This window comes from Enterobacter sp. 940_PEND (genome assembly GCF_001059415.1).
Taxonomy (GTDB): domain Bacteria; phylum Pseudomonadota; class Gammaproteobacteria; order Enterobacterales; family Enterobacteriaceae; genus Enterobacter; species Enterobacter cloacae_M.
The window spans coordinates 12,029-38,905 of sequence record NZ_JUMS01000014.1 but is presented as its reverse complement, the minus strand read 5'-3'; the positions used below and the strand labels follow the sequence as shown (position 1 = coordinate 38,905).

The window sequence follows — 26,877 nt, the reverse complement described above, 5'->3', positions numbered from 1 at the left end:
TTGTTCCCTCTCCCTGTGGGAGAGGGTCAGGGTGAGGGCATCAGGCCGCATATATCCGGCGTTTAAGCCGCACGATCGTCCCGATTCGCCATCACCTTCGGCGTATTCACCTCAATCCAGTCCGCCAGCGCGGCGACCTTCTCGCTCACCTCAATCCCCATCGGCGTCAGACTATACTCTACGTGCGGCGGCACCACCGGATACGACACGCGATCGACAAACCCGTCCAGCTCCAGCGCCTGGAGTGACTGGGACAGCATCTTTTCGCTCACTCCGCCCATTTTACGGCGCAGATCGCTAAAGCGATGCGTACCCTGGCGCAGGGCCAGCAGAATCAGGACACCCCAGCGGCTGGTGACGTGTTTGAGCACTTCGCGTGAAGGGCACTGTTCCGCGAAAAGATTGCCATCGCGCACGAGTTCGCTGAGCGTCGGTATCGTTGTTTTCATACTTACCTTTTTGTACGTACTTACTAAAAGTTAGCTATGGTGCTAGTGTGCCACAACACCAGACAAACACGAAGGAGATTCATCATGATCGCGATTACCGGCGCTACTGGCCAGCTTGGCCATCTCGTTATCGAACAGCTTTTGAAAACCGTACCGGCCAGCCAGATTGTGGCCATCGTGCGTAACCCGGCGAAAGCGCAAGCCTTAAGCCAGCAGGGGATTGTGGTGCGTCAGGCAGACTACACGGATGAAGCCGCCTTCGCCGCCGCGCTGAGCGGCGTGGATAAGCTGCTGCTGATCTCTTCCAGCGAAGTCGGCCAGCGCGCGACCCAGCACCAGAACGTGATTAACGCCGCCAAAGCCGCTGGCGTGAAATTTATCGCCTACACCAGCCTGCTGCATGCGGACAACTCCCCACTGGGCCTGCACGTTGAACACGTTGCCACTGAAAAAGCGCTGGCGGCATCCGGCATTCCTTATGCCCTGCTGCGCAATGGCTGGTATACCGAAAACTACCTGGCGAGCGCGCCGCCTGCGCTGGAACACGGCGTGTTTATTGGTGCGGCAGGCGAAGGCAAAATTGCCTCTGCCACCCGTGCAGACTATGCCGCGGCGGCAGCGAAAGTGATTACAGAAGAGGGCCACGCGGGCAAGATCTATGAACTGGCGGGCGACCAAGGCTGGACGCTGAGCGAACTGGCGGCAGAACTCAGCAAACAGAGCGGGAAGCCGGTAACCTATCAGAATCTCAGCGAAGCGGATTTTGCCGCCGCGCTGAAAAGCGTCGGCCTGCCTGCCGGGCTGGCAGATATGCTGGCGGACTCCGATGTGGGTGCGTCCAAAGGGGGACTCTTTGACGATAGCCATACGTTGAGCAAACTGATCGGGCGCGCAACGACGCCGCTGGCGCAGAGCATTAAAGCCATTCTGTAACGGCCTGAGCGTTTTTTCCTGCGGCCGGGTCATTCATCTTACCCGGCACGCTATGCTGCGCAAAAATAAGGTGCCTGAGAAAATACAGGCACCTTTATTTATTAATAATAAAAACAGAGATAACGATTAAAAGTCCGGGTATTGTTTATCCGTCGCGTACGTTATCGGTTTTTCAAATCCAGGAATGGTGATGCCATTCATATCAATCTTAATATCTTCCTCATTTATCCCCTGCTGGCCAAAAAGATAAATGACATTGAGTTCACCCTGCGACGCCGCCTGGTCGTACGCGTTAGCATGACGTCGCACCTGGCGGTTACGCTGCTGATAATCCGCAAACACCGCTTCCCCATAGCGTTTGCGCAACCATTGATGGGTAAGCTTTGGCGAGTAAACCACCCCCGTGGCATTATTACCGCCAAAGCCTTTTGAATTAATAAACGCGATTTGTCCCTGGTCTTCCTCTAATTTGCAGTCCTGAAGAGGAATGGTTAAGCGCGCGTTGTTCACCTGCGGCGCGATGCGGGACACGCTTTTAATTCCCGGCAAAATACCATAGCGGAAGACGCCGAGGCAGCCGATCAGCTGGTCGCCGCTGGCGGGGCCCAGAGAGTGGCCGAGATACGATTTCACCGCCGTCACCGGCCAGTCGCGAATCGAAAAGGCTTGCGCAACGCGGTCAAAAATATCCGCCTCGGAGACGCAATTCTTCGGCGTGCTTGATCCGTGCGCCTGAATAAACGATCCCTTCTGCACCGTCTCTATCCCGGCCATCGATACCGCAGAGGCTACGGCTTTCGCCATGGTGATGTAGTTCCCCGGCCCCGGCGACGCAATAGAACGTTTATAGCCGTCAGCGTTGATGAAGACATTTCCCACCGAACCGTGGATCTCTGCGCCAAGCTGCAGCGCCAGCTCGTCGTCCATTAACACGACATACTGGCTGGATTCTGCGATAACAAAACCGCAGCTGTTGCCAAACGGGCGGCTGCTGTTGCGCCAGTCGGCCGTTTCCGTTTCATCAATGTGCTTAAGCTTGCTCTCCGTTGCCAGGGCGCCCATGGCATCGAAGCCTTCAATCACTTCTGAGGTAACCGGCGCTTCGGCGCTGCCAACGACGGCTACGCGAATGCGCCCCGCTTTGATATCTTCGACTGCCGCATTCAGGTTATACAGAAACGTGGCGCACGCCCCCAGCGTGGCGCTGGTATGACCGACGCTACCCAGCACATAGGCATTGAGGAAATCGGCGCACATGCTGTTCAGGCCCAGCGGGCACTGTTTGGCGCTGACGCGATGGCCTTTCAGGCGCGACTGCAGCATTCCGCCAAAGCCATAATCGTCGAGCTGCCCCATGATATTGCCCGAATAGACGCCGAGCTGATCCGGCGTGATTTTGGCCTGTATCTCTCGCCACGGGATCCCCAGGGCGTTGATGGCATCTGACGCACCGACAATCGCCATCTGTAACGCCCGCGGATGGAACTGCGAATTGTAATGGTCGCCCGGACGGAATCCCTGCGGCAACAGCCCTGCAGCCTGAACCTCCGTGCGCAGCAACGCCTCAATTTTGCAGTCCATCTCTCCCTGAACGGTAATACGGACACGCCGATCCGCTAATTCTTCAACGTGCCATCCCGCCGGTAAGGGTTGAGGTAATTGCCTGGCAGATATATTAAAACTGAATCCCTCTTCGCCTGAAGCCATATTCAATTTTGCATGGCTGGCAATAGCATCGACATCAAAATAGTCGCGCGTAATTTTTCTGATAAGGGTTCCCTCAAGCACCTCGTCTTTTATCCTCGCGGCGGCCTGAGCAGGTGTGAATATTTTACCGGAAACGTCGCAATACCCACCTTCATCATATTTAAGCATGCCCATCAGAATGGCTAACGATAATAATGTTTCCTGCCTTTCCTTTTCCGATAATGACTCAATAATCATGCGACGAAATGCATGATGTGAAGAACTACGACCAGCTGGACCATAGCCACCAAAAGCCGTTATTACGGGTAATTTCACCATAATTCATCCTCTCGTGGTCGTGCATTTATTTTATTAAGCAAGTGCGATAATTTCAGATATTAGTTTACAAATCACCGACAAAAGCTAATATGAAAATCCAGCCAAAACGCTGACTTTTTTGGCCACGGCAACGATGAGCTACCAAAAATAATAGTCAAAACAGGTATTAATCAAAAATGACAAATACACAAATAGGATTTGTGTTATGTGAACGCATGCTAAGTTCCGGTCTCAGTCTTCCGATTGAAATGTGGAAAGCGGCAGCCAGTAGCTATTTAGCTGAGCAAAAAACAACATCCCACGCAGGCACGCACAAACCGGAGAAGTCACCCTTCAGGCTCTGTCGCCCGGAGAATATTCTGAAGGTGAATACCATTGGCATAAACAGCGAGCCCATCCTGACGCACAGCGGCTTTAGCATTACTGCCGATACCACCCTTGCCGAAGACAGACACTATGACGTTATCTATCTTCCTGCCCTGTGGCGCAATCCTCGCGCAGTGGTCAGACAACAGCCTGAACTTCTGGAATGGCTGACCGAGCAGGCCGCGCGAGGAACCCGCATCGCCGCCGTCGGAACGGGCTGCTGTTTTCTGGCGGAGTCGGGACTGCTCAACGAAAAGCCCGCCACCACCCACTGGCACTACTTCAAACAATTCTCGCGTGACTACCCCAGCGTAAAATTACAGACAAAGCATTTTCTCACTCAGGCCGATAATATTTTCTGCGCCGCAAGCGTTAAGGCCCTGTCAGATCTGACGATCCATTTTATAGAAACAATATACGGGAAACGTGTAGCCACACATACTCAACGGACATTTTTCCATGAAATTCGTAGCCAGTTTGAACGTCAATGTTACAGTGAAGAAAACAAACCCCATCCGGATGAGGATATTATTCAAATTCAAATCTGGATAAAAGCCAACTGCGCTTCGGATATATCCATGCAAAGTCTCGCAGATATGGCCGGCATGAGTTTGCGCAACTTTAATCGCCGCTTTAAAAATGCCACCGACATGTCTCCTCTGCAGTATTTATTAACCACCAGAATTGAATCCGCCATGACAATGCTGCAATCCACCAATCTTTCCATTCAGGAGATCGCGAATGCGGTTGGATATCAGGATATTGCGCACTTTAATCGCCAGTTTAAGCATAAAACCACGGTTTCACCGGGGGATTACCGTAAGACCGTCCGGGCAAAGATGTTTAGTGCATAAACGCCGGTCATCTCTGATAATGAAAAGATGACCACGAGGAGGCTCAACGTGCAAGGCGTACCGGAACAGTTTAATGATGAAAGAGACAGCGCGCGCTTTCGCCATCTGGCGCAGTTGCCGGGGCTGGAGCTTTATCACGCGCATATTTCTGACTACGCCTTTGAGCCGCATACCCATGAAGCCTTCGGGATCGGCACCATTGAAACCGGTGCAGAACGCTTTCGCTATCGCGGTACCCAGCATCTCGCGGCGGAAAAATCCGTCGTCACCATGAACCCGGACGAGATCCATACCGGTGAATCCGCCACCGAAGGCGGCTGGCGCTACCGGATGGTCTATATCGAACCCGACCTGCTGGAAGAGGTGACCGGCCTGCGGCACTGGTGGTTTAGCGATGTCACGCGTCATGACCCGCTTCGCTCGCAGCAAATCGGCAGGCTGATTTACGGCCTGTGGCACACGGACGATCCGCTTGCGCAAAAAGGATTACTGCTGGATCTGATTGAGACCTTCCGGCCGCTGGCCCATCACGCGCCGGTGATTCAGGAGGGCGCGCACCGCTTCGAACGCGTGCGCGAGTATCTGCACGACAACTATATGCGCGCCCTGACGCTGGACGAACTGGCCAGCGTCGTATCGCTCAGCCCGTACCATTTCCAGCGCCAGTTCAAAGCCCATTTTCACGTTACACCGCACCAGATGCTGATGGCCATTCGCCTCTGGCGCGCCAAAGCGTTCCTCACCCACGGTATGCCTGCGGCAGAGGTCGCCGCCGCGACCGGACTGACGGACCAGTCTCATTTAACCCGCGCGTTTACCCACCGCTACGGCATTACGCCCGTGCGCTACCAGAAGCAGGTCACCCGGCGCTAATGCGCAACCTCATACAATACGCGCGCATTTTCCCCTCCTACACTGCATGCAGCGTAAATACCTGTGGATGGAAAAATGATTAGTGGAGTGTTGTATGCCCTGCTGGCCGGGATGATGTGGGGGCTGATTTTTGTCGGCCCGCTGATCGTGCCCGAGTATCCGGCAATACTGCAGTCGACCGGACGTTATCTGGCGCTGGGGCTGATTGCCCTGCCCCTGGCGTGGCTGGGACGCGCGCGCCTGCGTCAGCTCAGCCGTCAGGACTGGGGCACCGCGCTGGCGCTGACCATGATGGGCAATCTTATCTACTACGTTTGCCTTGCGAGTGCCATTCAGCGTACCGGTGCGCCGGTATCTACCATGATTATCGGCACGCTGCCGGTCGTCATCCCCGTCTTTGCTAACCTGCTCTACAGCCACCGCGATGGCAAACTGGCGTGGTCAAAAATGGCGCCGGCGCTGGTATGCACCGCCGTGGGGCTGGTGTGCGTCAATATTGCCGAGCTGCGTCACGGGCAGGCGGATGTTGACCTGTGGCGTTACGGCTCTGGCATTGTGCTGGCGTTCATTTCCGTGGCGTGCTGGGCATGGTATGCCCTGCGCAACGCGCGCTGGCTGCGGGAGAACCCGGACAAGCATCCGATGATGTGGGCGACGGCCCAGGCGCTGGTCACGCTGCCCGTCTCGCTGGTGGGCTATGCCGGGGCGTGCATCTGGTTAGGCCATCAACTGCCAGACTTCGCCCAGCCCTTCGGGCCAAGACCCTGGGTGTTTATCGGCCTGATGATTGCGATTGCGGTGCTGTGCTCATGGGTGGGCGCGCTGTGCTGGAACATTGCCAGCCAGAAGCTGCCAACGGTGATTTTAGGGCCGCTGATTGTCTTCGAAACCCTGGCCGGACTGCTTTATACCTTCCTGATGCGTCAGAGCGTGCCGCCGCTATTTACGGCCTGCGGGATCGCGCTGCTGGTGGTGGGAGTGGTGATGGCGGTAAGAGCGAAGCCGGAAAAACCGAGGGTCGTTCCGGCGTCGGAGGTGTAAGCATTGCCCAGCGGCGCTGCGCTTGCAGGGCCTACAAAATCGTAGGCCCGGTAAGGCGTAACCGCCACCGGGCAAGTCCTTAAAACGTTTCCCAGTTCCCTTCAGACGCCGCCGCTACGGGCTGCGCTTTGGGCACATAGGTTTTCACCGGCGCCGCTTTGACCGCCTGGTTGCGGGTGATTTTGAACACCGCCACCGCTTCGTTCAGGCGTGCAGCCTGATCTTCCAGCGCCGCCGCCGCGGCCGCAGACTCTTCTACCAGCGAGGCGTTCTGCTGGGTCACGCGGTCCATCTCGGCTACCGCCTGACCCACCTGATCGATACCGCGGCTCTGCTCGTCAGAGGCCGAGGCAATTTCGCCCATAATGTCGGTGACGCGGGTGACCGCATTGACGATCTCCGCCATCGTCTCCCCGGCTTCGTTAACCAGCTGGGAGCCCGCGTTCACGCGCTCGCCGGAATCATCGATCAGCGCTTTGATCTCTTTCGCCGCCTGGGCGCTGCGCTGGGCGAGAGTGCGTACTTCCCCTGCCACCACCGCAAAACCACGGCCCTGCTCGCCCGCGCGCGCCGCTTCCACCGCCGCGTTCAGCGCCAGAATGTTAGTCTGGAAGGCAATTCCGTCGATCACGTTAGTAATTTGCGCGATTTTACTGGAGCTGGTGGCGATTTCGTCCATTGTACGCACCACGCCTTCCACCACGTTACCGCCCTTCTTCGCCGTTGAGGAGGCGTCCAGCGCCAGACGGGACGCCTGACGCGCGTTATTGGCGTTCTGCTTCACGGTTGCCGTCAGCTGTTCCATGCTGGCTGCCGTCTCTTCCAGAGACGCGGCCTGCTGCTCGGTACGGGAAGAGAGGTCGTTACTGCCCGCAGAGATTTCGCCTGCACCGGTGTAAATCGTATCTGCGCCTTCACGCACCACGCCCACGGTGTTCGCCAGCGAGGTCTGCATCTCCTGAACGTTGCGCGCCAGGATAGCCATTTCGTTCTTACCTTCAGCCTGAATCGGCTGGGTTAAATCCCCTGCCGCAATGGCGCGAATATGGTTAATCACCTCTTCCAGAGGCAGCAGCAGCACGCGGCGCATGGCTACCCAGCTGGAGATAATCACCACAATCACCAGCAGCATAACCGCAGAGAGGATCCACAGGATGCGCTTGTAGTCGCTTTCATTGTCCTGGATGCCTTTATCGGTAAGCGTTGCCTGCGCTTCGCGCCATTCACGGTAAACCGCCTGCATCGCAGTCTGCTTTTGCTCCGCGTTCTGCTTGAACATGTCTTCCAGATTGCCCTGGCTCAGCAGGACGTTCATTTGCGTCAGCGTTGAGGAGTAAATGCGGTACTGCTCTTCCAGACGCTTGGCCAGGTTCTCGTCCAGGCCCGGCGTATTTGGCAGGGCATAGTATTTATCGTAATGGACCTGCGCATCGGCGAGCAGATTTTTCGCCGTGTTGACCAGCTCATTGAGCTGCCCACCGTTAATCTGAGAGGCCATGCTGCTTTGCAGACGCAGCATCCCGCGGTTCAGCGTCACGCGCGCCTGGTTCAGGCTGATCCACGCATCGGTAAACTCCGCCACGTTCTTGCTGGAGAGCTGCGACACGGTGAAATTGTCTTTATCATTATTCAGCGCGTTGATAAAGATACCCGCGGAAATCACTTGCATGATGCCGAGCACAAGCAGCACCGAAATCAGAAGGGTAATGACTTTTATACGTTTAAACATGCGTTGCCTTTGTTATATGCAGGTTTGTCTGACGTGGATATATCGGCAGGCGCGGCGGGTTGTTTACTGTTTCTACACCTTTAAAAAGTTTCTAAACCACTTTCCTGAGCCCATTCAGAGAGTTAAACGGGGTATTTTTTTGTGATCTACATCTCACTTTCCCCCTTCCCTCTAAAGGGTTATAGCGCCGCCATAAAGATGCATTTAATATGCACTTTATATTATTTATGACGAGGTAACTGCTATGGCCTTTCGCGACCAACCACTGGGCGAGCTGGCGCTCTCCATTCCTCGCGCTTCTGCGCTGTTTCGTAAATACGATATGGATTACTGCTGCGGCGGTAAGCAAACCCTGGCGCGTGCGGCCTCACGAAAAGAGCTGGACGTTGAGGTGATTGAATCAGAGCTGGCGCTGCTGGCCCAGCAGCCCGTCGACAAAGACTGGCGAGCCGCCCCGCTCGCTGAAATCATCGACCATATCCTCGTGCGTTACCATGACCGTCACCGTGAGCAGCTGCCGGAACTGATCCTGCAGGCAACCAAAGTTGAGCGCGTCCATGCCGACAAACCGTCCGTACCGCGAGGTCTGGCGAAATACCTGACCCTGCTGCACGAAGAGCTTTCCATCCACATGATGAAAGAAGAGCAGATCCTCTTCCCGATGATTAAACAGGGAATGGGAAGCCAGGCGATGGGGCCTATCAGCGTAATGGAAAGCGAGCACGATGATGCGGGTGAACTGCTGGAAGTAATCAAACACACCACCCACAACGTCACGCCGCCGCCAGAAGCGTGCACAACGTGGAAAGCGATGTACAACGGCATTAACGAGTTGATTGACGACCTGATGGAACACATCAGTCTTGAGAACAACGTTCTGTTCCCGCGGGCATTAGCTGGGGAATAAAAAAGGCCGCTGCGGCCTGATGACCTCACCCCGCCCCTCTCCCAGGGGGAGAAGGTGCAAAAACTAAAAACGGCAACCGAAGTTGCCGTTTTGCTTTTACCTTACGCCTGCCATACGTTTCTTACCGATAAACACCCAGCCCAGCCCCAGCGCGATAAACCATAGCGGCGTGACGATGAGTGCCTGACGGGTATCATCTTCCAGCGTCAGCAGAACCAGCACGAAGACGAAGAACGCCATGCACACCCAGCACATCAGCTTGCCCAGAGGCATCTTGTAGATCGATTTTTCATGCAGGTGTGGGCGCTGCTTGCGGTACACCAGGTATGAACAGAGGATTATGGTCCAGACGAACATAAACAGGATCGCAGAGACCGTGGTGATCATGGTGAACGCGCCAATCACGCTTGGGTTTACGTAGAGCATTACCACGCCGCCCAGCAGGCACATGCAGGAGAAGGTCAACCCTTTTGCCGGTACCGCGCGCTTCGACAGCTTGGCGAACGCGCTCGGCGCCACGCCTTCCTGTGCCAGGCCAAACAGCATACGGCTGGTGGAGAACACGCCGCTGTTCGCGGAAGACGCCGCAGAGGTCAGCACCACGAAGTTAATCAGGCTCGCGGCGGCAGGCAGGCCTACCAGCACGAACAGCTCAACGAACGGGCTCTTGGTTGGCACCACGGAGCTCCACGGCGTCACGGACATAATAATGATCAGCGCGAAGACGTAGAACATGATGATACGCAGCGGAATAGAGTTTATCGCGCGCGGGAGAGACTTCTCGGGATCTTTGGTTTCCGCTGCCGTCGTGCCCACCAGCTCAATTCCCACGAACGCAAATACCGCGATCTGGAAGCCGGCAAAGAAGCCGCTAATGCCTTTCGGGAACCAGCCGCCGTCATTCCACAGATGGGTAAACGACGCCTGAACGCCCGTTGGCGACTGGAAGTGGGTGAGCACCATCACCAGACCCACGACGATAAGCCCGACAATCGCCACGATTTTGATCATCGCGAACCAGAACTCCATCTCACCGAACATTTTAACGGTGGCGAGGTTCAGGCTCAGCAGCAGAACAATGACCGCCAGCGAGGCGACCCAGTCCGACAGCCCCGGGAACCAGAACTGCGCGTAGGCGGTAATCGCCACGACGTCCGCCATACCGGTGACGACCCAGCAGAACCAGTAGGTCCAGCCGGTGAAATAGCCCGCCCACGGCCCGAGCAGGTCAGACGCGAAGTCGCTAAAGGATTTGTATTCGAGGTTCGAGAGCAGCAGTTCACCCATTGCACGCATCACGAAGAAGAGCATAAAACCGATGATCATATAAACGAAGATGATCGACGGCCCGGCGAGACTGATGGTTTTGCCTGACCCCATAAACAGCCCGGTACCGATGGCACCCCCAATCGCAATGAGCTGAATATGACGGTTTGTGAGATTGCGCCGTAGCGACTGTTCAGACGTCGCCTCTTCTGTAGCGGCGACTTTGACCTGATCTACCATGTAATTTTCCTGTTTATGCCTGTCTGTGTTGTTAAGGCTCTTCTGGCCTTTAAAAACGTCAAAAAAATGACGGTCCCTTTGTAAGGGTTTATCGATATTAGGTAAGAATCGGCGGGATGAATACTATGATTTAGATATTATGTTAATAATATGTTGAAAGTGAGTGTCATATCACTCATACAGCGCGAAACAGCTCACAAAAATACACGCAACAGTTTCGTTTGCAAGATAAAATGTTGATAGCGCCATAACTATAGGTGTTTGCACTATTTTCCTCTCCCCAACCGGGGAGAGGAAATAAGAAAATTCGATTACAGAATTTCCAGCAGCTCGACTTCAAAGACCAGGGTGCTGAATGGCGGAATGGACGCGCCAGCGCCGCGCTCGCCGTAGGCCAGGTTATGCGGGATAGTCAGTTCCCATTTGGAACCCACTGGCATCAGGGTCAGAGCCTCAATCCAGCCAGCGATCACGCCGTTAACCGGGAACTCAGCCGGTTCGCCGCGCGCCACGGAGCTGTCGAACACGGTACCGTCGATCAGTTTACCGGTGTAATGCACGCGAACGTGATCGGTACGCGCCGGGATTGCGCCGTCGCCCTGATTGATCACGCGGAACTGCAGACCGGATTCGGTGCTGTTCACGCCTTCACGCTCACGGTTCTCTTCCAGATATTTCACACCTTCGGCCGCCATCTCTTCGAAGCGCGCGCGACGCACGGCGTCAGCACGTTCGTGGATTTCACGCAGCGCACGGTGCACAACGTCTACCGGAACGGCAGGCTGTTTGCCTTCCAGCGCGTCAGCGATACCCGCCACCAGCGCTTCTGGTAACAGACCTTCCAGGCCGGATTCGCTCAGCTGCTGTCCTACCTGCAAGCCGATACCGTAACTTGCCTGCGCTTCGATAGTGTCAAAAGTCGGGGTGGTCATGGGTTTTCCTTCCATCACATTTAAAGTAGCGGGCAGCATATCAGCCATGCCCTTATGGGTAAAACTTTGTCTGAAGTTAAGGTGACAAACCGCGACGAAACAGAAACAATAGAGATAACCAGGATTAATCCCGAACTGATGTCACGGATGTCGGGTTTACTACGCCGTTCAGGCAGTTAGCAAACTATACTTCGGGGCACAGGATAAAAAATACGCGGAGCAGGAGGAGTGCCATGCCCGGGCGATTTGAACTGAAACCTACCCTGGCGAAAATCTGGCAGGCGCCGGACAATTTTCGCATCATGGACCCGCTGCCTCCTCTGCATCGCAGAGGGATCATCATTGGCGCGCTGATGGTGATCGTGGGCTTCCTGCTTCCTTCCGGGGGCGATGATGTCGATACCACCCCCGTCACCCGCAATGCCCAACTGGACATTCAGTCGCAGACGCGGCCGCAGCCTGACGCACAGCCGATGCAAACGCAGCTTGTGACCCCGTCTAACGATCCGGGTCAGGTCGCGCCGGTTGAGCCAGAACCCATTCAGGATGAACAGCCGCAGGATCAAGCCGCCGCCCCGTCTCAGCCTCAGACGCAACAGCCTACCGGCATTGAGCAACAGTGGCGTTCCTATCGCGTAGAGCCGGGCAAAACGCTGGCACAGCTGTTCCGCGACCACAACCTGCCGCCAACCGACGTGTATGCTATGGCGAAGGTGGAAGGTGCGGGTAAACCGCTCAGTAACCTGCAGAATGGACAGATGGTACAGGTTCGCCAGAATGCCAGCGGTGTGGTGACAGGATTAACAATTGATACGGGAAATGGACAACAGGTGCTGTTTACCCGCCAGCCAGACGGCAGTTTCATCAGGGCGCGTTAAGACCTGGATCTATAAAAAGCAAAACGCCGGCACAAGGCCGGCGTTTCAACGTGAGCAGAGTAAAAAATTACTCAGCTACAACGTTAACAACCAGTTTAGCGAACACTTCGCTGTGAACCTGGAAGTCAACTTCGTGCTCACCAGTGGTACGCAGAACGCCGTTCGGCAGACGAACTTCGCTCTTAGCCACTTTCACGCCTGCTGCAGAAACTGCATCAGCGATATCGCGGGTACCGATGGAACCGAACAGTTTACCTTCGTCGCCTGATTTAGACGCGATGGTAACGGTGCCCAGTGCGTTGATTGCTTCAGCGCGAGCGTTAGCAGCCGCCAGAACGTCAGCCAGTTTGGCTTCCAGTTCAGCGCGACGTGCTTCGAAAAACTCTACGTTTTTCTTGGTAGCTGGAACAGCTTTACCCTGTGGAACCAGGAAGTTACGTGCGTAACCCGCTTTAACGTTAACCTGATCACCCAGGCTGCCCAGGTTTGCTACTTTATCAAGCAGAATAACTTGCATTACCTTATCCTCTTAAAGTCGTATTAATGGACCGTGCCCGATTACTGATGACGATCAGTGTACGGCAGCAGGGACAGGTAGCGAGCGCGTTTGATAGCGCGAGCCAGCTGACGCTGGTATTTTGCACGAGTACCGGTGATACGGCTTGGGACAATCTTACCGCTTTCGGTGATGTAGTTTTTCAGCGTTGCGATATCTTTATAGTCGATCTCTTGAACGCCTTCCGCGGTGAAACGGCAGAACTTGCGACGACGGAAATAACGTGCCATATGGCTAGTCTCCAGAATCTATCAAATCAATCTGCTCGGCATGCAGAACCATTTTGCTCAGGCCGTTCTTTGCCTTGTGGCAAGAGATGAACCCCTGAACGATTACTGCGCTACCGACCGTTAAACTGTGAGTAATGGCCTGGTTTTCGTGTCCGCTAATAATAACGGGCATTTGGCACCACGCCTGCCGGTGAAACCCGGCTTCCTCTTGCACAGAACGATGCTCAAGCACGAACTGGCAATGCGGAATTCCTGATGGACTGACCTTTCGAAGGGGAGCCCTGCATACGATGCCGGACAACGCCAGACGGTTGGTCATCAGAAATTACTCTTCAGAATCCCCAGCATCAGAATCATCTGCGGTTTCGTTTGCGAAATCATCGCGACGCTCACGGCGCTCGTCTTTCGCTTTAACCATCGGAGATGCTTCGGTAACTGCGTTTTTGGTACGCATAACCATGCTGCGGATAACGGCATCGTTGAAGCGGAAGGTAGTTTCCAGCTCATCGATCACTTCCTGCGGCGCTTCAACGTTCATCAGAACGTAGTGTGCTTTGTGCAGTTTGTTGATCGGGTAAGCCAGCTGACGGCGGCCCCAGTCTTCCAGACGGTGGATCGTACCTTCTGCACCAGTGATGGCAGCAGAGTAACGCTCGATCATACCCGGAACCTGTTCGCTCTGGTCAGGATGGACCATAAAAACGATTTCGTAATGACGCATCGAATTGCTCCTTACGGATTATTCAGCCTCCTGTCTGGGTCAGCCGAGGCCCGGGGAGGCAAGGAACGTGTTAAAGGTCGGCTGAAAAATTGACGCGTCATAATACTTGCGCGCCCCTGGAAACTCAAGCTGATTGCACAAATAATTCGCACAAAGCGCGAAGCGGGTCTAAGTGGGTGATTTAAAATTGGTCACACCCGGAAGCGTTGTTTTTTTGAACAACTGCATCAGAAATGGTCACGCATCCCCGCCGGATGAGTGATTACACTTTAATCAGAGATCGCCTGAATTAAAGAAGGAGCATCCCCCCTCTCGCAGCACGTAGTCGTGGAGCGCATATCATGAAAAAAATCGCATTAGCCATAATGGCGGCGCTTTTGCTCAGTGCAAACGCGATGGCAGCCATTAAGATAGACAGCCGACAGGCCAGAAACATGGATGATGTGCAAAGCTTGGGCGTAATTTACATCAATCATAATTTCGCCACGGAAAGTGAAGCAGATCAGGCATTAAACGCAGAAACCGATGAGCAGGGCGCAACCTATTACCACGTGATGTTAACCCGTGAGCCCGGCAGCAACGGCAACATGCACGCCAGTGCAGATATTTACCGATAACGCTTTAACGCTAGCACCAGGAAAGCCAACAACGAGAACATAGCCATAGATGACGTTGCCCCCTGCCCGGGGGCTTTTTTTTGTGAATGGCTCCGGAATACTACCGGTAAAATAACCCCTCAGAGATCCTCCATAAGCGGGAAGATATGGACATCAAAGTCCTGCGCGTTTACAGGTGCTGGCGGAAAAACGCCACCGTGGCGTCGAGCGCCGTTGGCGTGATGCGGTGGCGGACGCCCGGTTCCCACAGGCAGGTCAGATTACCGTCCAGCCCTTCATTCATTAACGCCTGCTGCAGACGGAAGGTTCCCTCAGGCGGGACCACATCATCCGCGTCACCGTGCCACAGCAACAGCGGGCGATCGGCCACGCGCGGCAATGCCCGGGTCACTTCCCACTCTGCCAGCGTCGCGGTCATTTCCGTTAAATCCTGAGGGGGAAAAAGGGTCTTCGCCAGCGAAGTAAAGTAGCCCGAGCCCATCAGACAGGCGACAGACTTCACTTCAGGATGATGCGTCATAATCCCCAGCGCCGTCATACCGCCCATCGATGCCCCGGCTACCGCCAGACGATTGTCGGCCACCAGCCCTGCCTCATAAAGCGCATCGCGCAGCCCGGAAAACTCGGTCAGACTCCCTCGCAGAATGTGCCAGAACTGCCCCAGCCGCGCCTGTTCATTACCCGTAAAACGTGCGCCGTGGTCGGGTGCATCTGGCATCACCACGCGAAAACCCGCCTGCGCCAGCGCTACCGCAAAATAACTGTAAACCAGCTTCGATGAGGTAAACCCATGATAAAAAACCACAACAGGCAGCGGTTTATCACGTTTACCCGCTGGCATCGCGTGTAAAACTTCATGGTCGCCGAGGTGGCGTATTTCAATTTCAATCATTGTCGACCCTGTGCGAATCTATGATTCATAATGTTGAGAACTGGGTTACGCTTTCGCGTCATTTTCATTCGAAATATACGTCCCAGATAACACTTCGGGAACATTCCCCCAAAACTAAATTCACAGACAACTACACTATGGCTATCAGGAAACGAGATATGGTTATGCGCAGGTTTGCTGCTTTATTGCTGGTCTTTCTGCTGAGTGGCTGTAGCGCGCTGCAGGGAACGCCGCAACCCGCTCCACCGGTCGCCGATCATCCACAGGAGATTCGTCGTAATCAGACGGAAGGATTACAACGAATGGGCACCATCTCCGCGCTGGTCCGCGGCTCTCCGGATGACGCAGAATCGGCAATAAAAGCGCAGGCCGTCGCTGCCAAAGCAGATTATTACGTCATCATTATGATCGACGAAACCATCATAACGGGACAGTGGTATTCACAGGCTATTTTGTACCGTAAATAATGGTTTTCCTTTGAACGAGATTTACACTGCTTTGCGTCCATAGACATTTTCCTGTCCACAATAAACTCCACGCCCGCATCAATGGAAGGGAGTTTATTAGCGAAGGATTGCCCGGCGGATACCGGATATATGTGAAATGGAGCTGACGATGAAACGAACTCTTGCTTTGACCTCACTGTTGCTCTCAGCAGGCCTGCTGAGCACCACCGCGCAGTCAGCAGAATTCGCCAGTGCTGATTGCGTGACTGGCCTGAATGAAATTGGCCAGATCTCCGTGAATAATATCTCGGGGAGCCCGCAAGACGTTGAACGTGTCGTGGCATTAAAGGCCGATGAGCAGGGTGCTTCATGGTATCGCATCATCCAGATGCAGGAAGATAACCATATCGACCACTGGCGGGTACAGGCCATTCTCTACGTGTAAACTCCCTCCCGATAAAAGCCACTTATTTTTAGTGGCTTTTCGTTTTTGCAAATTTTTTATCTTGTATAAAACCAATGAAGAACAATTGAATAACATTTTGTTACATTAAAACAGTAAACGTAATCCCCGCTCTGCCGTTGAAGAACCATAACTTTTCAATGATGAGCAATTTATGATCAACTTTTTTCGCCGTGCGGGCCTGGGGTCGAAACTCTCGCTGCTGACTGGCGTCAGTGTCGCCACGCTGTTTCTGCTATTCACTTTTCTGCTCAGCCAAAAAGCCAGCCAGCAGCTTGAAGCCCTTGCGGTCGAAGATCTGCATAATCAGTCCACCGGCATGGTCGACATGGTGCAGATGTTTAATACCAGCCTGAGTGAAGAGGTTGAGAGCTATACCCGTCTGTTTACCACCTTTTTACCGCAGCCCCTGAACATTGATAATTCCCAACCCCAGACGATTAACGGACTTAGCGTTCCGCTTCTGAAAGGCGGAGACACCGGGCTGCATGAAAATAACACCCTTTCGGACGAGTTCCTGAACCGTACAGGAGCCATTTCGACGCTGTTTGTACGCAGCGGTAACGACTTTGTTCGCGTAGCCACTTCCCTGCGCAAAGAGAATGGCGATCGGGCAATGGGTACCGTTCTGGATAATGCCAGCCCGGCCTTTGCCGCCGTCAACAAAGGTGAAGTCTACCGCGGCCTGGCGCTGCTGTTTGGCAAACGCTACATCACCCAGTACCAGCCCGTTAAAAACGCCGAAGGGCAGGTCATTGCGATCGTCTTTGTCGGGGTGGACATCACCCACTCCTGGAACGTCATGCGCGAGAAAATCCTCAACCGCCGCTTGGGCGAGAGCGGTCACTTCTTCGTGCTGGATCGCAGCAACGGCAAAACGCGCGGGCAATACCTGTTCCATGCCGGCGAAGAGGGAAAACTGCCGAAGTGGGACGCAGCGACGCAGCAACAGCTTCTGAGTGACAAACCCGGCACGCTGGAGCGTACAAGCGACGACGGCCGGACGCTGAAAATGGCCTATACCCCGCTGCCGGGCTGGAACTGGACTATCGTGGGCGAAGTGGATAAATCGGTGCTGCTCTCAAGCGTTACCGCCATGCGCGATCGCTTCCTGCTGGCCGGCGTGGTCTTATCCATCCTTTTTGCTGGCCTGTTCGTGGTCATTATTCGCCGCGTGCTGACCCGACCGCTGCGCAGCGTGATCCATCTTGCCAGACAATATGCCGCAGGGGATCTCCGTTCCAGCCTGCCCGTGACGCGTCAGGACGAAGTCGGCCAGTTGATCGATGCTATCAACGGCATCGGCGGCGGCCTGCAAAAAATTGTGCTGCAGGTTCGTGAGGCCGCAGGCGAGATCCATTTGGGCACCAACGCGCTGGCCGCCGACACTGGCGAGATTTCAGAGCAGATCAACAAGCAGGCCAGCAGCGTGGAAGAGACGTCCGCCAGCATGGAGCAGCTGGCCGCCACCGTTCAGCAAAATGCCGCCAACATGGAGCAAACGCAGCAGCTGGTGGGTGAAACCTCGCTCGCGGTTCATCAGGGCGGTGAGACGGTCACCCACGCGGTGTCGACCATGGATGATATTCGCGAAGCGTCAAAACGCATCGAAGACATCACGCGCGTGATCGAATCCATCGCTTTCCAGACCAACATTCTGGCGCTGAATGCGGCAGTGGAAGCCGCCCGCGCAGGCGAGCACGGAAAAGGATTTGCGGTAGTCGCGCAGGAAGTTCGCGCGCTGGCGGGACGCAGCGCTAACGCGGTGAAGGAGATTGAACAGCTGATTGGCGATACGCTCAGAAAAGTGAGTGAGGGTCATGCGCTGTCTGAACAAACACGCCTGGCGATGGACGACATCATCATTCATATCGATAACATTAGCCAGCTGGTCACCGAGATTAACCATGCCTCACGCGAGCAGTCCGCCGGGATCGGCCAGGTGAACCTCGCCATGACCCATATTGGCGAAGCGTCGCATATCAATGCCGATCGCATCTCACGCAGCGAACAAACGGCCCAAACGCTGCGCGAGAAGGGTTCGCACCTGACTCAGCTGGTGAGCCTGTTCCAGCTAAAAGGCTAACCGACTCTGCCCGTCGCACGCAGCAGCAGGTCGCTTTGCACCTGCTCGCTCATCAGCGTGCCGCCACGGGTATCCAGCATCATGCGGCACCACGCCTGCGCCACCGGGGGCGATGCGTGCCGCAGCATCTGGCTTCCGGCACCCAGCAAGAAAAGCTGCTGTGCGATCTCCCGCGCCTGCGCCTCCTGCGGTTTACGCAGTTTTTGCTGAAGCTGTCGCCAGCTGCGGTCGAAGTGTCTGTCCTGCCCTTTCACCTGCGCAAACTCGTCGGCAAGCAGGTCATGAATACCCGGCTGCTTCGCCAGCACGCGCAGCACGTCCAGACACATGATATTACCTGCCCCTTCCCAGATGCTGTTCACCGGCATCTCGCGGTACAGGCGGGGAAGTTCACTCTCTTCGCAATATCCGATCCCGCCCAGCACCTCCATCGCCTCCGCGACAAATGGGATGCCCGCTTTACAGACGCTAAATTTCGCCGCCGGGGTAAACAGCCGCGCCCAGGCGGCCTCTTGCGGATCGGCACGCTTGTCCCACGCGCGGGCCAGGCGGAACAGCAGCGCCGTTTGCCCCTCCAGCACCAGCGCCATCCGGCTTAATACCTCGCGCATTAAAGGCTGATCGATGAGGTTTTTGCCGAAGGTCTGACGCTGATGGGCATGGTACAGCGCCACCGAGAGCGCCCGACGCATCAGTCCGTGGCTGCCCAGCGCGCAGTCAAATCGCGTCAGACCGCCCATTTTGAGGATCTGCCGTACCCCTTCGCCCTCTTCCCCCAGCAGCCAGCCGGAGGCATCAAGAAACTCCGCCTCGCTGCTGGCGTTGGAGCAGTTCCCGAGCTTGTCCTTGAGGCGCTCCAGCCGGACGGCGTTGCGCTGTCCGTCAGGCAAAAAGCGCGGCACAAAAAAGCAGGATAGCCCGCCCTTCGCCTGGGCCAGCACCAGATGCGCATCGCTCTGCGGGACGGAGAAAAACCATTTATGCCCCACCAGCCGGTAGCTGCCGTCGCTGCATTTTTCCGCTTTGGTGGTATTGCTGAGCACGTCCGAGCCGCCCTGCTTTTCCGTCATCCCCATACCGATCAGCAGGCCGCGCTTTTGCGCGCCGGGGGCCAGATGCGGATCGTAGCGATCGCTGAGCAGCGGTGTCAGCCAGTCGTGAAATATTTTGGGGAGCGCCTGCTGCAGCAGCGGCGTGGCGGCGAACGTCATGGTGACAGGGCACAGCGTGCCCGCCTCCACCTGCGCATGCAGCACAAAGCGCGCGGCCCGAGCGACAAACGACCCTTTACGCGCTTCTTCTTCCCACGCCAGGTTATGCACGCGGTTGGCGCAAAGCCCCTGCATCAGTAGATGCCAGGCCGGATGAAAACGCACGTCGTCCAGCCGCTCGCCCGTGGCGTCATAGCGTAACAGCTCGGGCGGATTAACGTTTGCCAGCCTGCCCAGCTCCAGTGACTCCGCCGTACCCAGCTGCTGGCCAATGCTGGCGAGGAGTTCGATATCCCACTCGGCGCCTTCACGCGCGACCGCATCGCGCAGGGCGCAGTCCGAGAGGAAAAGGTTGCTGTTGGAAAGCGGTGCAGGTTGATTGAAAACGGTGTGGGTCTGCCAGTGCATGCTGTCTCCCTCCTTCAGTGGCAATGACGATAAGTATGGACAGACCGCGCACGCGCTGCATGGGAGGGGAGTCACACGTTCACGATCCCGCTGATATCATTCGTGAAATAGCTCACAGAACATAAGAATAAACTATTTCATGACTCCGCTTTTGTTGAATAATTTATTCTCACACCTTAAGTGAGGATCGTTATGCAACCGGACGCGCACAAGCGAGCATTAATTGCAGGCTCCATTGGTAACTTTATCGAGTGGTATGAGTTTGCGGTCTACGGTTTTCTGGCGACCGTCATTGCGAAAAACTTCTTCCAGCTTGAAGGAGAGGCGGGGCTGACCAGCCTGATCCTCACCTACGCCTCGTTTGCCATCGCCTTCTTCTTCCGCCCGCTGGGTGCGGTGGTGTTTGGCCGCATCGGCGACCGGATTGGCCGTAAGCCGACGCTAATCATCGTGCTGGTACTGATGACGCTCGCTACCGCCGCCATCGGCATTGTGCCGGTCTACGCCAGCATCGGAATTGCCGCGCCGCTGATTATTACGCTGCTGCGCATCCTGCAGGGGCTGTTCGCGGGCGGCGAGTACGGCGGTGCGGTCTCGCTGATGACGGAGTTCGCCCCGCGCGGCAAGCGTGGGCTCTATGGCGCGTGGCAGTCCTTTACCGTGGCGCTGGGACTGTTAGCGGGCGCAGGCATCGTGGCGCTGCTCTCCGCCCTTCTCACGCCTGAAGCTCTGCACGAGTGGGGCTGGCGCATTCCGTTCTTCCTGGCGCTGCCCATGGGCGTTGTGGCGCTGTGGCTTCGCGTCAGCATGGAGGAGACGCCCAGCTTTGTGCAGCAGCAGGATAAACCGGCTGTCGCTCAGGCGGATACTGCCGCTACGCTCCGGGCCATCGTGATGGGGATTGGGCGCGTAATGGTCTGGTCTGCGGCGGGGTACACCTACCTGGTGATTATGCCGACCTATCTTCAGTCGGCGCTGCACACCGGGTTTAACCAGGCGCTGTTGATAGCGGTGATTTCGAATATTGGTTTTGCGCTGACCATCATTCCGTCGGGGATCCTGAGCGACCGGATCGGCCGCCGCACGGTGATGATTATCGCCACCGCGCTGCTGCTGATCCTCGCCCTGCCGCTGCTGAAAATCCTGCAGGCGGAGTCGAGTACGCTGGCGGTGAAGGCTGGTGTGGTACTGATTGCGGGCGGTCTGGTGGGCATGCTGGCGGGGCCGGGCCCGGCGATGCTGTCTGAGATGTTCCCGACGCGCGTGCGCTATACGGGGCTGGGGCTGGCCTACTCGTTGTCGAACGCGATTTTCTCGGGATGCGCAGGGCTAATCATTACCGGGCTGATTAAGCAGACGGGCAACCTGGATATTCCGGCGTATTACGTGATGGCAACGGCGGTAGTGAGTATTTTCGCGCTGATGACGCTGAGGAAGGACGACCATTTGCGGTCGTTAGAGGAGTGAGGTTGTCAACGTTTGGTGCCCTCTCCCACGGGGAGAGGGATAAAACACAAAAGGCCGTCCTGTGGACGGCCTTGCTGTTTATTCTCCGCGCTGACGCACCGCTTCAAACAGGCAGATGCCCGTTGCAACGGAAACGTTCAGGGACGACACGCTGCCCGCCATCGGGATGCTGATCAGCTCGTCGCAGTGCTCGCGGGTCAGACGACGCATGCCTTCGCCTTCCGCCCCCATCACCAGCGCCAGACGGCCGGTCATTTTGCTCTGGTACAGAGTATGATCCGCTTCACCGGCGGTACCGACGATCCAGATGTTCTCTTCCTGCAGCAGACGCATGGTGCGCGCCAGGTTGGTCACGCGGATCAGCGGAACGTTTTCCGCCGCGCCGCAGGCCACCTTCTTCGCCGTCGCGTTCAGCTGCGCGGAGCGATCTTTTGGCACGATCACCGCGTGCACGCCAGCCGCATCGGCGCTGCGCAGGCACGCGCCGAGGTTATGCGGATCGGTAACGCCGTCGAGGATCAGGAAGAACGGGTTATCCAGCTCGGCAATCAGATCCGGCAGATCGTTTTCCTGATACTGACGACCCGGCTTCACGCGGGCAATGATCCCCTGGTGGACCGCGCCTTCGCTTTTCTCATCCAGGAACTGGCGGTTCGCCAGCTGAATCACCACGCCCTGCGCTTCCAGCGCGTGGATCAGCGGCATCAGACGCTTATCTTCACGCCCTTTCAGAATAAACACTTCCTGAAAACGCTCCGGTGCGCGCTCGAGAAGGGCCTGCACCGCGTGGATGCCGTAAATCATTTCACTCATTGATGGTTCTCGTAATAAGTATTTCCCCTCCCCCCGCTGGGGAGAGGGTCAGGTTGAGGGGAGAATTTACTCCGCCTGCTTTTTCTTGGCCGCGCGCTTCGCTTTGGTGGCGGCAGCGATTTTCTGCGTTTTCGCGGAAGGTTTTTTCGCTGAGCGGGCTTCTTTCTTCGCCGCCTTCGGCTTCTGTTTCTTCTCGCCGCGGAACGCGCTGTCCGGCTCGAAGTTTACCTTCTTGCCCGCCTGACGACGTTTACCGCCGCCCGGTTTACCGTTACCGGTTTTTTTCGCCCTTTCACGCTCGGTTTTACCGACGTTACGCGGCGCGCGCTCGCTGGAGATCAGGCTGAAGTCGATCTTACGGTCGTCCATATTCACGGCTTCGACCTTCACTTCCACACGGTCGCCCAGACGATACGTCTGGCCGCCAGATTCGCCAATCAGGCGCTGGCCGACCTGGTCGAAGCGGTAGTAGTCGTTATCCAGGCTGGAGACGTGCACCAGACCGTCGATGAACAGCTCGTCCAGACGAACGAAGAAACCAAAGCCGGTCACGCTGGCAATCACGCCTTTGAAGACGTTACCGACCTGATCGAGCATAAAGTCACACTTCAGCCAGTCCGCTACGTCGCGTGTTGCTTCATCGGCACGACGTTCGGCCATGGAGCAGTGCTGACCCAGCTGCAGCATCTCTTCCATCGAATAGTGGTAGCCACCGGTTTCGGTGGTGTTCCCTTTATGGCCCTGCTCCTGCGCCAGCAGATACTTGATCGCACGGTGTAGAGAGAGGTCAGGATAACGACGGATCGGCGAGGTGAAGTGGGCGTAAGACTGCAGCGCCAGGCCGAAGTGTCCGCGGTTTTCCGGATCGTAAATCGCCTGCTTCATGGAGCGCAGCAGCATCGTCTGCAGCATTTCTGCGTCAGGACGGTCGCCAATGGACTCCAGCAGCTCGGCGTAATCGCGCGGCTCTGGCTTGTTGCCTCCAGGCAGTTCCAGACCCAGTTCAGCCAGCACGGAGCGGAACGACGTAATGGCTTCCGTGGTCGGCTTATCGTGAATACGGAACAGCGCTGGCTCTTTGGCTTTCTCGACGAAACGTGCCGCCGAGATATTCGCCAGGATCATACACTCTTCGATCAGCTTGTGCGCGTCGTTACGCTGGGTCTGCTCGATACGCTCAATGCGGCGTTCGGCGTTGAAGATGAATTTCGCCTCTTCACTCTCAAACGAGATCCCGCCGCGCTCTTCGCGCGCCTGATCCAGCGTTTTGTAGAGGTTATGCAGCTCTTCGATATGTTTGACCAGCGGCGCGTACTGTTCGCGCAGATCCTGGTCGCCCTGCAGCATATGCCAGACCTTGGTATAGGTCAGACGCGCGTGCGAGCTCATCACCGCTTCGTAGAATTTGTAGCCGGTTAAGCGCCCTTTGGTGGAGATGGTCATCTCGCAAACCATACAGAGGCGGTCAACCTGCGGGTTCAGGGAGCACAGGCCGTTAGACAGCACTTCCGGCAGCATCGGCACGACCTGGGACGGGAAGTAGACCGACGTACCGCGGCTGCGGGCTTCGTTATCCAGCGGGGTGTGCGGACGGACGTAATAGCTTACGTCTGCAATAGCGACCCACAGGCGCCAGCCACCGCCGCGTTTTTTCTCACAGTATACGGCGTCATCAAAGTCGCGGGCGTCTTCACCGTCAATAGTGACCAGCGGCAGGGAGCGCAGATCCACGCGGCCCACTTTGGACTCTTCCGGCACTTCTTCGCGCAGGCTTTCGATCTGATCTTCAACCGCTTTCGGCCAGATGTACGGAATTTCATGGGTGCGCAATGCCATATCAACGGCCATCGTGGTGCCCATGTTATCGCCAAGCACTTCGACGATTTTACCTACCGCTTTGGTGCGACGGGTTGGGCGCTGGGTGAGTTCCACCACCACCACAAAGCCCATGCGGGCCCCCATCACCTCTTCAGGTGGGATCAGAATGTCGAAGCTCAGACGGCTGTCGTCCGGCACCACGAAGCCCACGCCGGCGTCGGTAAAGTAGCGGCCGACGATCTGGCTGGTTTTTGGCACCAGAACGCGTACCACGCGCGCTTCGCGGCGGCCTTTACGGTCAGCTCCCAGCGGCTGCGCCAGGATCTGATCGCCGTGGATGCACATTTTCATCTGTTCAGATGAGAGGTACAGATCGTCTTTACGGCCTTCCACGCGCAGGAAGCCGAAGCCATCGCGGTGACCAATGACGGTCCCTTTCAGCAGATCGAGACGTTCTGGCAGCGCGTAGCACTGGCGGCGGGTAAAGACCAATTGCCCGTCACGCTCCATTGCGCGCAGGCGGCGGCGAAGGGCTTCAATTTGCTCTTCACCTTCAATGTTTAATTCAACGGCAAGTTCTTCACGATTGGCGGGTTTTTCGCGTTTTGTTAAGTGTTCAATGATGAACTCGCGGCTGGGAATAGGATTCGCGTATTTTTCGGCTTCGCGTTCCTGGAAAGGATCATGTGACATGTCGGTTCCTCCGTTGTCAGCTCCGGTGGAAATTTTCTTCATTCCACCAGCAATAATTTATAAAGCGGTTGATTCTCTTCAACCAAATCGGCCAGCGTGTAGTTATCCAGTTCCATGAGAAAACTTTGCACGGCCTTTGAAAGCGCCTTTTTCAGGCGGCAAGCGGGCGTGATGTGGCAGAACTCGCTGCTGCAGTTCACCAGAGACAGCGGCTCCAGTTCACGTACCACATCGCCAACACGAATACTCTGTGCCGGTTTACCGAGACGGATCCCACCATTCTTCCCGCGGACGGCAGCAACGTATCCGGCACGACTAAGTTGATTGATTATTTTGACCATATGATTACGGGATACGCCGTAGACCTCTGTGACTTCAGAGATACTGGTCATCTTCCCATCGGGTAACGACGCCATGTAAATCAGCGCACGTAAGCCGTAATCGGTGAAACTTGTTAACTGCACATCAACCTCAGGAAAAAGGGAAAACGCGGTTAAACCGCAGAGATATTCATTAATGATGATAAACCAGCCAGATAGTGAGCGGCTAATTTATTTGACAGACGGGGCGAAAAAGCGGAGATCCAGGAGCGGTCGCCGGATGGCGCTACGCTTATCCGGCCTACGGGTCTCCCCGCAGGCCAGCAGTCACGAAGATTATGCGTCGAACGGGTCGCGCAGGATCATCGTTTCAGTACGATCCGGGCCGGTAGAAATAATATCGATCGGCACTTCGGTCAGTTCTTCAATACGCTTGATGTAATCCAGCGCCGCCTGCGGCAGGCCGCTACGCTCTTTCACACCGAAAGTGGTCTCAGACCAGCCCGGCATGGTTTCGTAGATTGGCTCAATGCCTTCCCAGTCGTCAGCAGCCAGCGGAGTGGTGGTCACTTCGCGGCCATCTGGCATACGGTAGCCTACGCAGATTTTCACTTCTTTCAGGCCGTCCAGTACGTCCAGCTTGGTCAGGCAGAAGCCAGACAGGGAGTTGATCTGCACTGCACGACGCACGGCAACCGCATCCAACCAGCCGGTACGACGACGACGACCAGTGGTCGCGCCAAACTCGTTACCCTGCTTGCACAGGAACTCGCCGGTTTCATCAAACAGCTCGGTCGGGAATGGACCCGCACCCACGCGAGTGGAGTACGCTTTGATGATGCCCAGCACGTAATCTACATAACGTGGACCCAGGCCAGAGCCGGTCGCCACGCCACCTGCCGTGGTGTTAGAGGACGTAACGTACGGATAGGTACCGTGGTCGATGTCCAGCAGCGTACCCTGCGCACCTTCGAACATGACGAAATCGCCACGCTTGCGCGCCTGGTCCAGCAGATCGGACACGTCAACAACCATACCGGTCAGAATGTCAGCGATCGCCATGACGTCATCCAGCACTTTCTGGTAGTCAACAGCGTCAGCTTTGTAGAAGTTCACCAGCTGGAAATTGTGATATTCCATCACTTCTTTCAGTTTTTCAGCGAAGGTCGCTTTGTCGAAGAGGTCACCCACGCGCAGACCGCGACGTGCAACTTTATCTTCGTAAGCCGGGCCGATACCACGACCGGTGGTGCCGATCGCTTTCGCGCCGCGCGCTTTCTCACGCGCTACGTCCAGCGCCACGTGATAATCCAGGATCAGCGGGCAGGCTTCGGAGAGCAGCAGACGCTCACGAACAGGGATACCACGGTCTTCCAGACCTTTCATCTCTTTCATCAGCGCAGCAGGAGACAGCACAACGCCGTTACCGATGATGCTGGTGACGTTTTCGCGAAGAATGCCTGATGGAATAAGATGGAGGACGGTTTTTTCACCGTTGATTACGAGAGTATGGCCTGCGTTGTGACCGCCCTGGTAGCGTACAACATATTTAGCCCGTTCAGTCAGAAGATCAACAATCTTCCCTTTACCTTCGTCACCCCATTGGGTGCCCAGTACGACGACGTTGTTACCCATTTTTTTCA

26 protein-coding genes are annotated in these 26,877 nt (G+C 56.0%); 11 read left to right on the top strand and 15 right to left on the bottom strand.

Going from position 1 to position 26,877, the window contains the following annotated elements; all coding sequences use genetic code 11:
* Positions 1 to 62 precede the first annotated feature (62 nt).
* The gene (locus ADJ24_RS03340) at positions 63 to 449 is read right to left on the bottom strand and encodes a winged helix-turn-helix transcriptional regulator (protein WP_023310158.1); all 387 of its coding nucleotides are present in this window, start codon (positions 447 to 449) and stop codon (positions 63 to 65) included.
* A gap of 84 nt (positions 450 to 533) precedes the next feature.
* Here ADJ24_RS03340 and ADJ24_RS03335 point away from each other — a divergent pair, with 84 nt between their 5' ends.
* Entirely contained in the window at positions 534 to 1,382 is an 849-nt protein-coding gene (locus tag ADJ24_RS03335; protein ID WP_023310157.1) for an SDR family oxidoreductase, read from the top strand.
* 126 nt (positions 1,383 to 1,508) lie between these two features.
* Here the strand turns inward: ADJ24_RS03335 and ADJ24_RS03330 are convergent, their stop codons facing one another.
* Entirely contained in the window at positions 1,509 to 2,963 is a 1,455-nt protein-coding gene (locus ADJ24_RS03330; RefSeq protein WP_275042811.1) for a beta-ketoacyl synthase, read from the bottom strand.
* A gap of 620 nt (positions 2,964 to 3,583) precedes the next feature.
* On the opposite strand from ADJ24_RS03330, the gene ADJ24_RS03325 reads away from it, so the two are divergent.
* The 3 genes from ADJ24_RS03325 to ADJ24_RS03315 all read left to right on the top strand — a co-directional run bounded on the left by ADJ24_RS03325 (position 3,584) and on the right by ADJ24_RS03315 (position 6,541).
* On the top strand, positions 3,584 to 4,627 hold the full coding sequence (locus ADJ24_RS03325) for a GlxA family transcriptional regulator (RefSeq protein ID WP_023310155.1): 1,044 nt from the start codon (positions 3,584 to 3,586) through the stop codon (positions 4,625 to 4,627).
* Between the two features lie 48 nt (positions 4,628 to 4,675).
* Positions 4,676 to 5,500 carry an AraC family transcriptional regulator gene (locus tag ADJ24_RS03320; RefSeq protein WP_023310154.1) on the top strand — a complete coding sequence of 275 codons (825 nt, stop codon included), beginning with the start codon at positions 4,676 to 4,678 and terminating at the stop codon, positions 5,498 to 5,500.
* A gap of 75 nt (positions 5,501 to 5,575) precedes the next feature.
* A complete protein-coding gene (locus ADJ24_RS03315) occupies positions 5,576 to 6,541 on the top strand; it encodes a DMT family transporter (protein WP_023310153.1) in 966 nt (321 codons plus the stop codon).
* 79 nt (positions 6,542 to 6,620) lie between these two features.
* Here the strand turns inward: ADJ24_RS03315 and ADJ24_RS03310 are convergent, their stop codons facing one another.
* Positions 6,621 to 8,270, bottom strand: coding sequence for a methyl-accepting chemotaxis protein (locus ADJ24_RS03310; protein ID WP_023310152.1), 1,650 nt, complete (start codon positions 8,268 to 8,270; stop codon positions 6,621 to 6,623).
* Between the two features lie 244 nt (positions 8,271 to 8,514).
* On the opposite strand from ADJ24_RS03310, the gene ytfE reads away from it, so the two are divergent.
* Positions 8,515 to 9,177 carry an iron-sulfur cluster repair protein YtfE gene (gene ytfE / locus ADJ24_RS03305; protein WP_023310151.1) on the top strand — a complete coding sequence of 221 codons (663 nt, stop codon included), beginning with the start codon at positions 8,515 to 8,517 and terminating at the stop codon, positions 9,175 to 9,177.
* Between the two features lie 96 nt (positions 9,178 to 9,273).
* Here ytfE and cycA read toward each other — a convergent pair whose 3' ends face one another.
* Complete coding sequence (cycA, locus tag ADJ24_RS03300; RefSeq protein WP_023310150.1) at positions 9,274 to 10,683, bottom strand: D-serine/D-alanine/glycine transporter; 1,410 nt, start codon at positions 10,681 to 10,683, stop codon at positions 9,274 to 9,276.
* A gap of 311 nt (positions 10,684 to 10,994) precedes the next feature.
* On the bottom strand, positions 10,995 to 11,615 hold the full coding sequence (gene fklB, locus ADJ24_RS03295) for an FKBP-type peptidyl-prolyl cis-trans isomerase (protein ID WP_008502892.1): 621 nt from the start codon (positions 11,613 to 11,615) through the stop codon (positions 10,995 to 10,997).
* Between the two features lie 233 nt (positions 11,616 to 11,848).
* On the opposite strand from fklB, the gene ADJ24_RS03290 reads away from it, so the two are divergent.
* Positions 11,849 to 12,493: an OapA family protein gene (locus ADJ24_RS03290; protein WP_045355639.1), complete on the top strand. Its 645-nt coding sequence runs from the start codon at positions 11,849 to 11,851 to the stop codon at positions 12,491 to 12,493.
* 67 nt (positions 12,494 to 12,560) lie between these two features.
* Here the strand turns inward: ADJ24_RS03290 and rplI are convergent, their stop codons facing one another.
* Genes rplI through rpsF form a run of 4 tightly spaced genes read right to left on the bottom strand, consistent with a single transcriptional unit; the run spans position 12,561 to position 14,000 of the window.
* The gene (gene rplI / locus ADJ24_RS03285) at positions 12,561 to 13,010 is read right to left on the bottom strand and encodes a 50S ribosomal protein L9 (protein ID WP_023310148.1); all 450 of its coding nucleotides are present in this window, start codon (positions 13,008 to 13,010) and stop codon (positions 12,561 to 12,563) included.
* A gap of 41 nt (positions 13,011 to 13,051) precedes the next feature.
* Positions 13,052 to 13,279: a 30S ribosomal protein S18 gene (gene rpsR, locus ADJ24_RS03280; RefSeq protein ID WP_000135199.1), complete on the bottom strand. Its 228-nt coding sequence runs from the start codon at positions 13,277 to 13,279 to the stop codon at positions 13,052 to 13,054.
* Between the two features lie 4 nt (positions 13,280 to 13,283).
* Positions 13,284 to 13,598: a primosomal replication protein N gene (gene priB, locus ADJ24_RS03275; RefSeq protein ID WP_008502895.1), complete on the bottom strand. Its 315-nt coding sequence runs from the start codon at positions 13,596 to 13,598 to the stop codon at positions 13,284 to 13,286.
* 6 nt (positions 13,599 to 13,604) lie between these two features.
* Positions 13,605 to 14,000: a 30S ribosomal protein S6 gene (gene rpsF, locus ADJ24_RS03270; protein ID WP_014068637.1), complete on the bottom strand. Its 396-nt coding sequence runs from the start codon at positions 13,998 to 14,000 to the stop codon at positions 13,605 to 13,607.
* A gap of 341 nt (positions 14,001 to 14,341) precedes the next feature.
* On the opposite strand from rpsF, the gene yjfY reads away from it, so the two are divergent.
* Positions 14,342 to 14,617 carry a DUF1471 family protein YjfY gene (gene yjfY, locus ADJ24_RS03265; RefSeq protein ID WP_023310147.1) on the top strand — a complete coding sequence of 92 codons (276 nt, stop codon included), beginning with the start codon at positions 14,342 to 14,344 and terminating at the stop codon, positions 14,615 to 14,617.
* Positions 14,618 to 14,786: 169 nt separating this feature from the next.
* Here the strand turns inward: yjfY and yjfP are convergent, their stop codons facing one another.
* Positions 14,787 to 15,509: an esterase gene (yjfP, locus tag ADJ24_RS03260; protein ID WP_023310146.1), complete on the bottom strand. Its 723-nt coding sequence runs from the start codon at positions 15,507 to 15,509 to the stop codon at positions 14,787 to 14,789.
* A gap of 137 nt (positions 15,510 to 15,646) precedes the next feature.
* Here yjfP and bsmA point away from each other — a divergent pair, with 137 nt between their 5' ends.
* The 3 genes from bsmA to ADJ24_RS03245 all read left to right on the top strand — a co-directional run bounded on the left by bsmA (position 15,647) and on the right by ADJ24_RS03245 (position 18,504).
* Entirely contained in the window at positions 15,647 to 15,976 is a 330-nt protein-coding gene (gene bsmA / locus ADJ24_RS03255; protein WP_029740376.1) for a biofilm peroxide resistance protein BsmA, read from the top strand.
* Positions 15,977 to 16,112: 136 nt separating this feature from the next.
* The gene (gene yjfN, locus ADJ24_RS03250; RefSeq protein ID WP_032645202.1) at positions 16,113 to 16,400 is read left to right on the top strand and encodes a DUF1471 family protease activator YjfN; all 288 of its coding nucleotides are present in this window, start codon (positions 16,113 to 16,115) and stop codon (positions 16,398 to 16,400) included.
* Positions 16,401 to 16,572: 172 nt separating this feature from the next.
* Positions 16,573 to 18,504: a methyl-accepting chemotaxis protein gene (locus ADJ24_RS03245; RefSeq protein ID WP_023310143.1), complete on the top strand. Its 1,932-nt coding sequence runs from the start codon at positions 16,573 to 16,575 to the stop codon at positions 18,502 to 18,504.
* On the opposite strand, the gene ADJ24_RS03240 is transcribed toward ADJ24_RS03245, so the two are convergent.
* The gene (locus ADJ24_RS03240) at positions 18,501 to 20,123 is read right to left on the bottom strand and encodes an isovaleryl-CoA dehydrogenase (RefSeq protein ID WP_023310142.1); all 1,623 of its coding nucleotides are present in this window, start codon (positions 20,121 to 20,123) and stop codon (positions 18,501 to 18,503) included. The genes ADJ24_RS03245 and ADJ24_RS03240 overlap by 4 nt on opposite strands.
* Positions 20,124 to 20,315: 192 nt before the next feature.
* Between ADJ24_RS03240 and ADJ24_RS03235 the strand changes: the two genes are divergently transcribed.
* Positions 20,316 to 21,590: an MFS transporter gene (locus tag ADJ24_RS03235; RefSeq protein WP_023310141.1), complete on the top strand. Its 1,275-nt coding sequence runs from the start codon at positions 20,316 to 20,318 to the stop codon at positions 21,588 to 21,590.
* Positions 21,591 to 21,668: 78 nt separating this feature from the next.
* On the opposite strand, the gene rlmB is transcribed toward ADJ24_RS03235, so the two are convergent.
* The 4 genes from rlmB to ADJ24_RS03215 form a co-directional block, all read right to left on the bottom strand.
* Positions 21,669 to 22,403 carry a 23S rRNA (guanosine(2251)-2'-O)-methyltransferase RlmB gene (rlmB, locus tag ADJ24_RS03230; RefSeq protein WP_010427468.1) on the bottom strand — a complete coding sequence of 245 codons (735 nt, stop codon included), beginning with the start codon at positions 22,401 to 22,403 and terminating at the stop codon, positions 21,669 to 21,671.
* 66 nt (positions 22,404 to 22,469) lie between these two features.
* Positions 22,470 to 24,914 carry a ribonuclease R gene (rnr, locus tag ADJ24_RS03225; protein ID WP_023310140.1) on the bottom strand — a complete coding sequence of 815 codons (2,445 nt, stop codon included), beginning with the start codon at positions 24,912 to 24,914 and terminating at the stop codon, positions 22,470 to 22,472.
* A gap of 38 nt (positions 24,915 to 24,952) precedes the next feature.
* The gene (gene nsrR, locus ADJ24_RS03220; protein WP_023310139.1) at positions 24,953 to 25,378 is read right to left on the bottom strand and encodes a nitric oxide-sensing transcriptional repressor NsrR; all 426 of its coding nucleotides are present in this window, start codon (positions 25,376 to 25,378) and stop codon (positions 24,953 to 24,955) included.
* A 192-nt stretch (positions 25,379 to 25,570) separates the two neighbouring features.
* Positions 25,571 to 26,869: an adenylosuccinate synthase gene (locus ADJ24_RS03215; RefSeq protein ID WP_006178975.1), complete on the bottom strand. Its 1,299-nt coding sequence runs from the start codon at positions 26,867 to 26,869 to the stop codon at positions 25,571 to 25,573.
* Between the last annotated feature and the right edge of the window lie 8 nt (positions 26,870 to 26,877).

Excerpts from the sequence above, each read along its gene's own strand:
- ADJ24_RS03330 (WP_275042811.1), bottom strand. The coding sequence starts at position 2,963 with ATGGACTGCAAAATTGAGGCGTTGCTGCGCACGGAGGTTCAGGCTGCA.
- ADJ24_RS03315 (WP_023310153.1), top strand. The coding sequence starts at position 5,576 with ATGATTAGTGGAGTGTTGTATGCCCTGCTGGCCGGGATGATGTGGGGG.
- ADJ24_RS03310 (WP_023310152.1), bottom strand. The coding sequence starts at position 8,270 with ATGTTTAAACGTATAAAAGTCATTACCCTTCTGATTTCGGTGCTGCTT.
- ADJ24_RS03235 (WP_023310141.1), top strand. The coding sequence starts at position 20,316 with ATGCAACCGGACGCGCACAAGCGAGCATTAATTGCAGGCTCCATTGGT.
- yjfN (WP_032645202.1), top strand. The coding sequence starts at position 16,113 with ATGGAGCTGACGATGAAACGAACTCTTGCTTTGACCTCACTGTTGCTC.
- ADJ24_RS03325 (WP_023310155.1), top strand. The coding sequence starts at position 3,584 with ATGACAAATACACAAATAGGATTTGTGTTATGTGAACGCATGCTAAGT.
- ADJ24_RS03340 (WP_023310158.1), bottom strand. The coding sequence starts at position 449 with ATGAAAACAACGATACCGACGCTCAGCGAACTCGTGCGCGATGGCAAT.
- yjfP (WP_023310146.1), bottom strand. The coding sequence starts at position 15,509 with ATGATTGAAATTGAAATACGCCACCTCGGCGACCATGAAGTTTTACAC.
- fklB (WP_008502892.1), bottom strand. The coding sequence starts at position 11,615 with ATGACCACCCCGACTTTTGACACTATCGAAGCGCAGGCAAGTTACGGT.
- ADJ24_RS03215 (WP_006178975.1), bottom strand. The coding sequence starts at position 26,869 with ATGGGTAACAACGTCGTCGTACTGGGCACCCAATGGGGTGACGAAGGT.
- ADJ24_RS03290 (WP_045355639.1), top strand. The coding sequence starts at position 11,849 with ATGCCCGGGCGATTTGAACTGAAACCTACCCTGGCGAAAATCTGGCAG.
- rplI (WP_023310148.1), bottom strand. The coding sequence starts at position 13,010 with ATGCAAGTTATTCTGCTTGATAAAGTAGCAAACCTGGGCAGCCTGGGT.
- ytfE (WP_023310151.1), top strand. The coding sequence starts at position 8,515 with ATGGCCTTTCGCGACCAACCACTGGGCGAGCTGGCGCTCTCCATTCCT.
- ADJ24_RS03335 (WP_023310157.1), top strand. The coding sequence starts at position 534 with ATGATCGCGATTACCGGCGCTACTGGCCAGCTTGGCCATCTCGTTATC.
- bsmA (WP_029740376.1), top strand. The coding sequence starts at position 15,647 with ATGGCTATCAGGAAACGAGATATGGTTATGCGCAGGTTTGCTGCTTTA.
- rpsR (WP_000135199.1), bottom strand. The coding sequence starts at position 13,279 with ATGGCACGTTATTTCCGTCGTCGCAAGTTCTGCCGTTTCACCGCGGAA.
- rnr (WP_023310140.1), bottom strand. The coding sequence starts at position 24,914 with ATGTCACATGATCCTTTCCAGGAACGCGAAGCCGAAAAATACGCGAAT.
- rlmB (WP_010427468.1), bottom strand. The coding sequence starts at position 22,403 with ATGAGTGAAATGATTTACGGCATCCACGCGGTGCAGGCCCTTCTCGAG.
- yjfY (WP_023310147.1), top strand. The coding sequence starts at position 14,342 with ATGAAAAAAATCGCATTAGCCATAATGGCGGCGCTTTTGCTCAGTGCA.
- rpsF (WP_014068637.1), bottom strand. The coding sequence starts at position 14,000 with ATGCGTCATTACGAAATCGTTTTTATGGTCCATCCTGACCAGAGCGAA.
- cycA (WP_023310150.1), bottom strand. The coding sequence starts at position 10,683 with ATGGTAGATCAGGTCAAAGTCGCCGCTACAGAAGAGGCGACGTCTGAA.
- priB (WP_008502895.1), bottom strand. The coding sequence starts at position 13,598 with ATGACCAACCGTCTGGCGTTGTCCGGCATCGTATGCAGGGCTCCCCTT.
- ADJ24_RS03245 (WP_023310143.1), top strand. The coding sequence starts at position 16,573 with ATGATCAACTTTTTTCGCCGTGCGGGCCTGGGGTCGAAACTCTCGCTG.
- ADJ24_RS03240 (WP_023310142.1), bottom strand. The coding sequence starts at position 20,123 with ATGCACTGGCAGACCCACACCGTTTTCAATCAACCTGCACCGCTTTCC.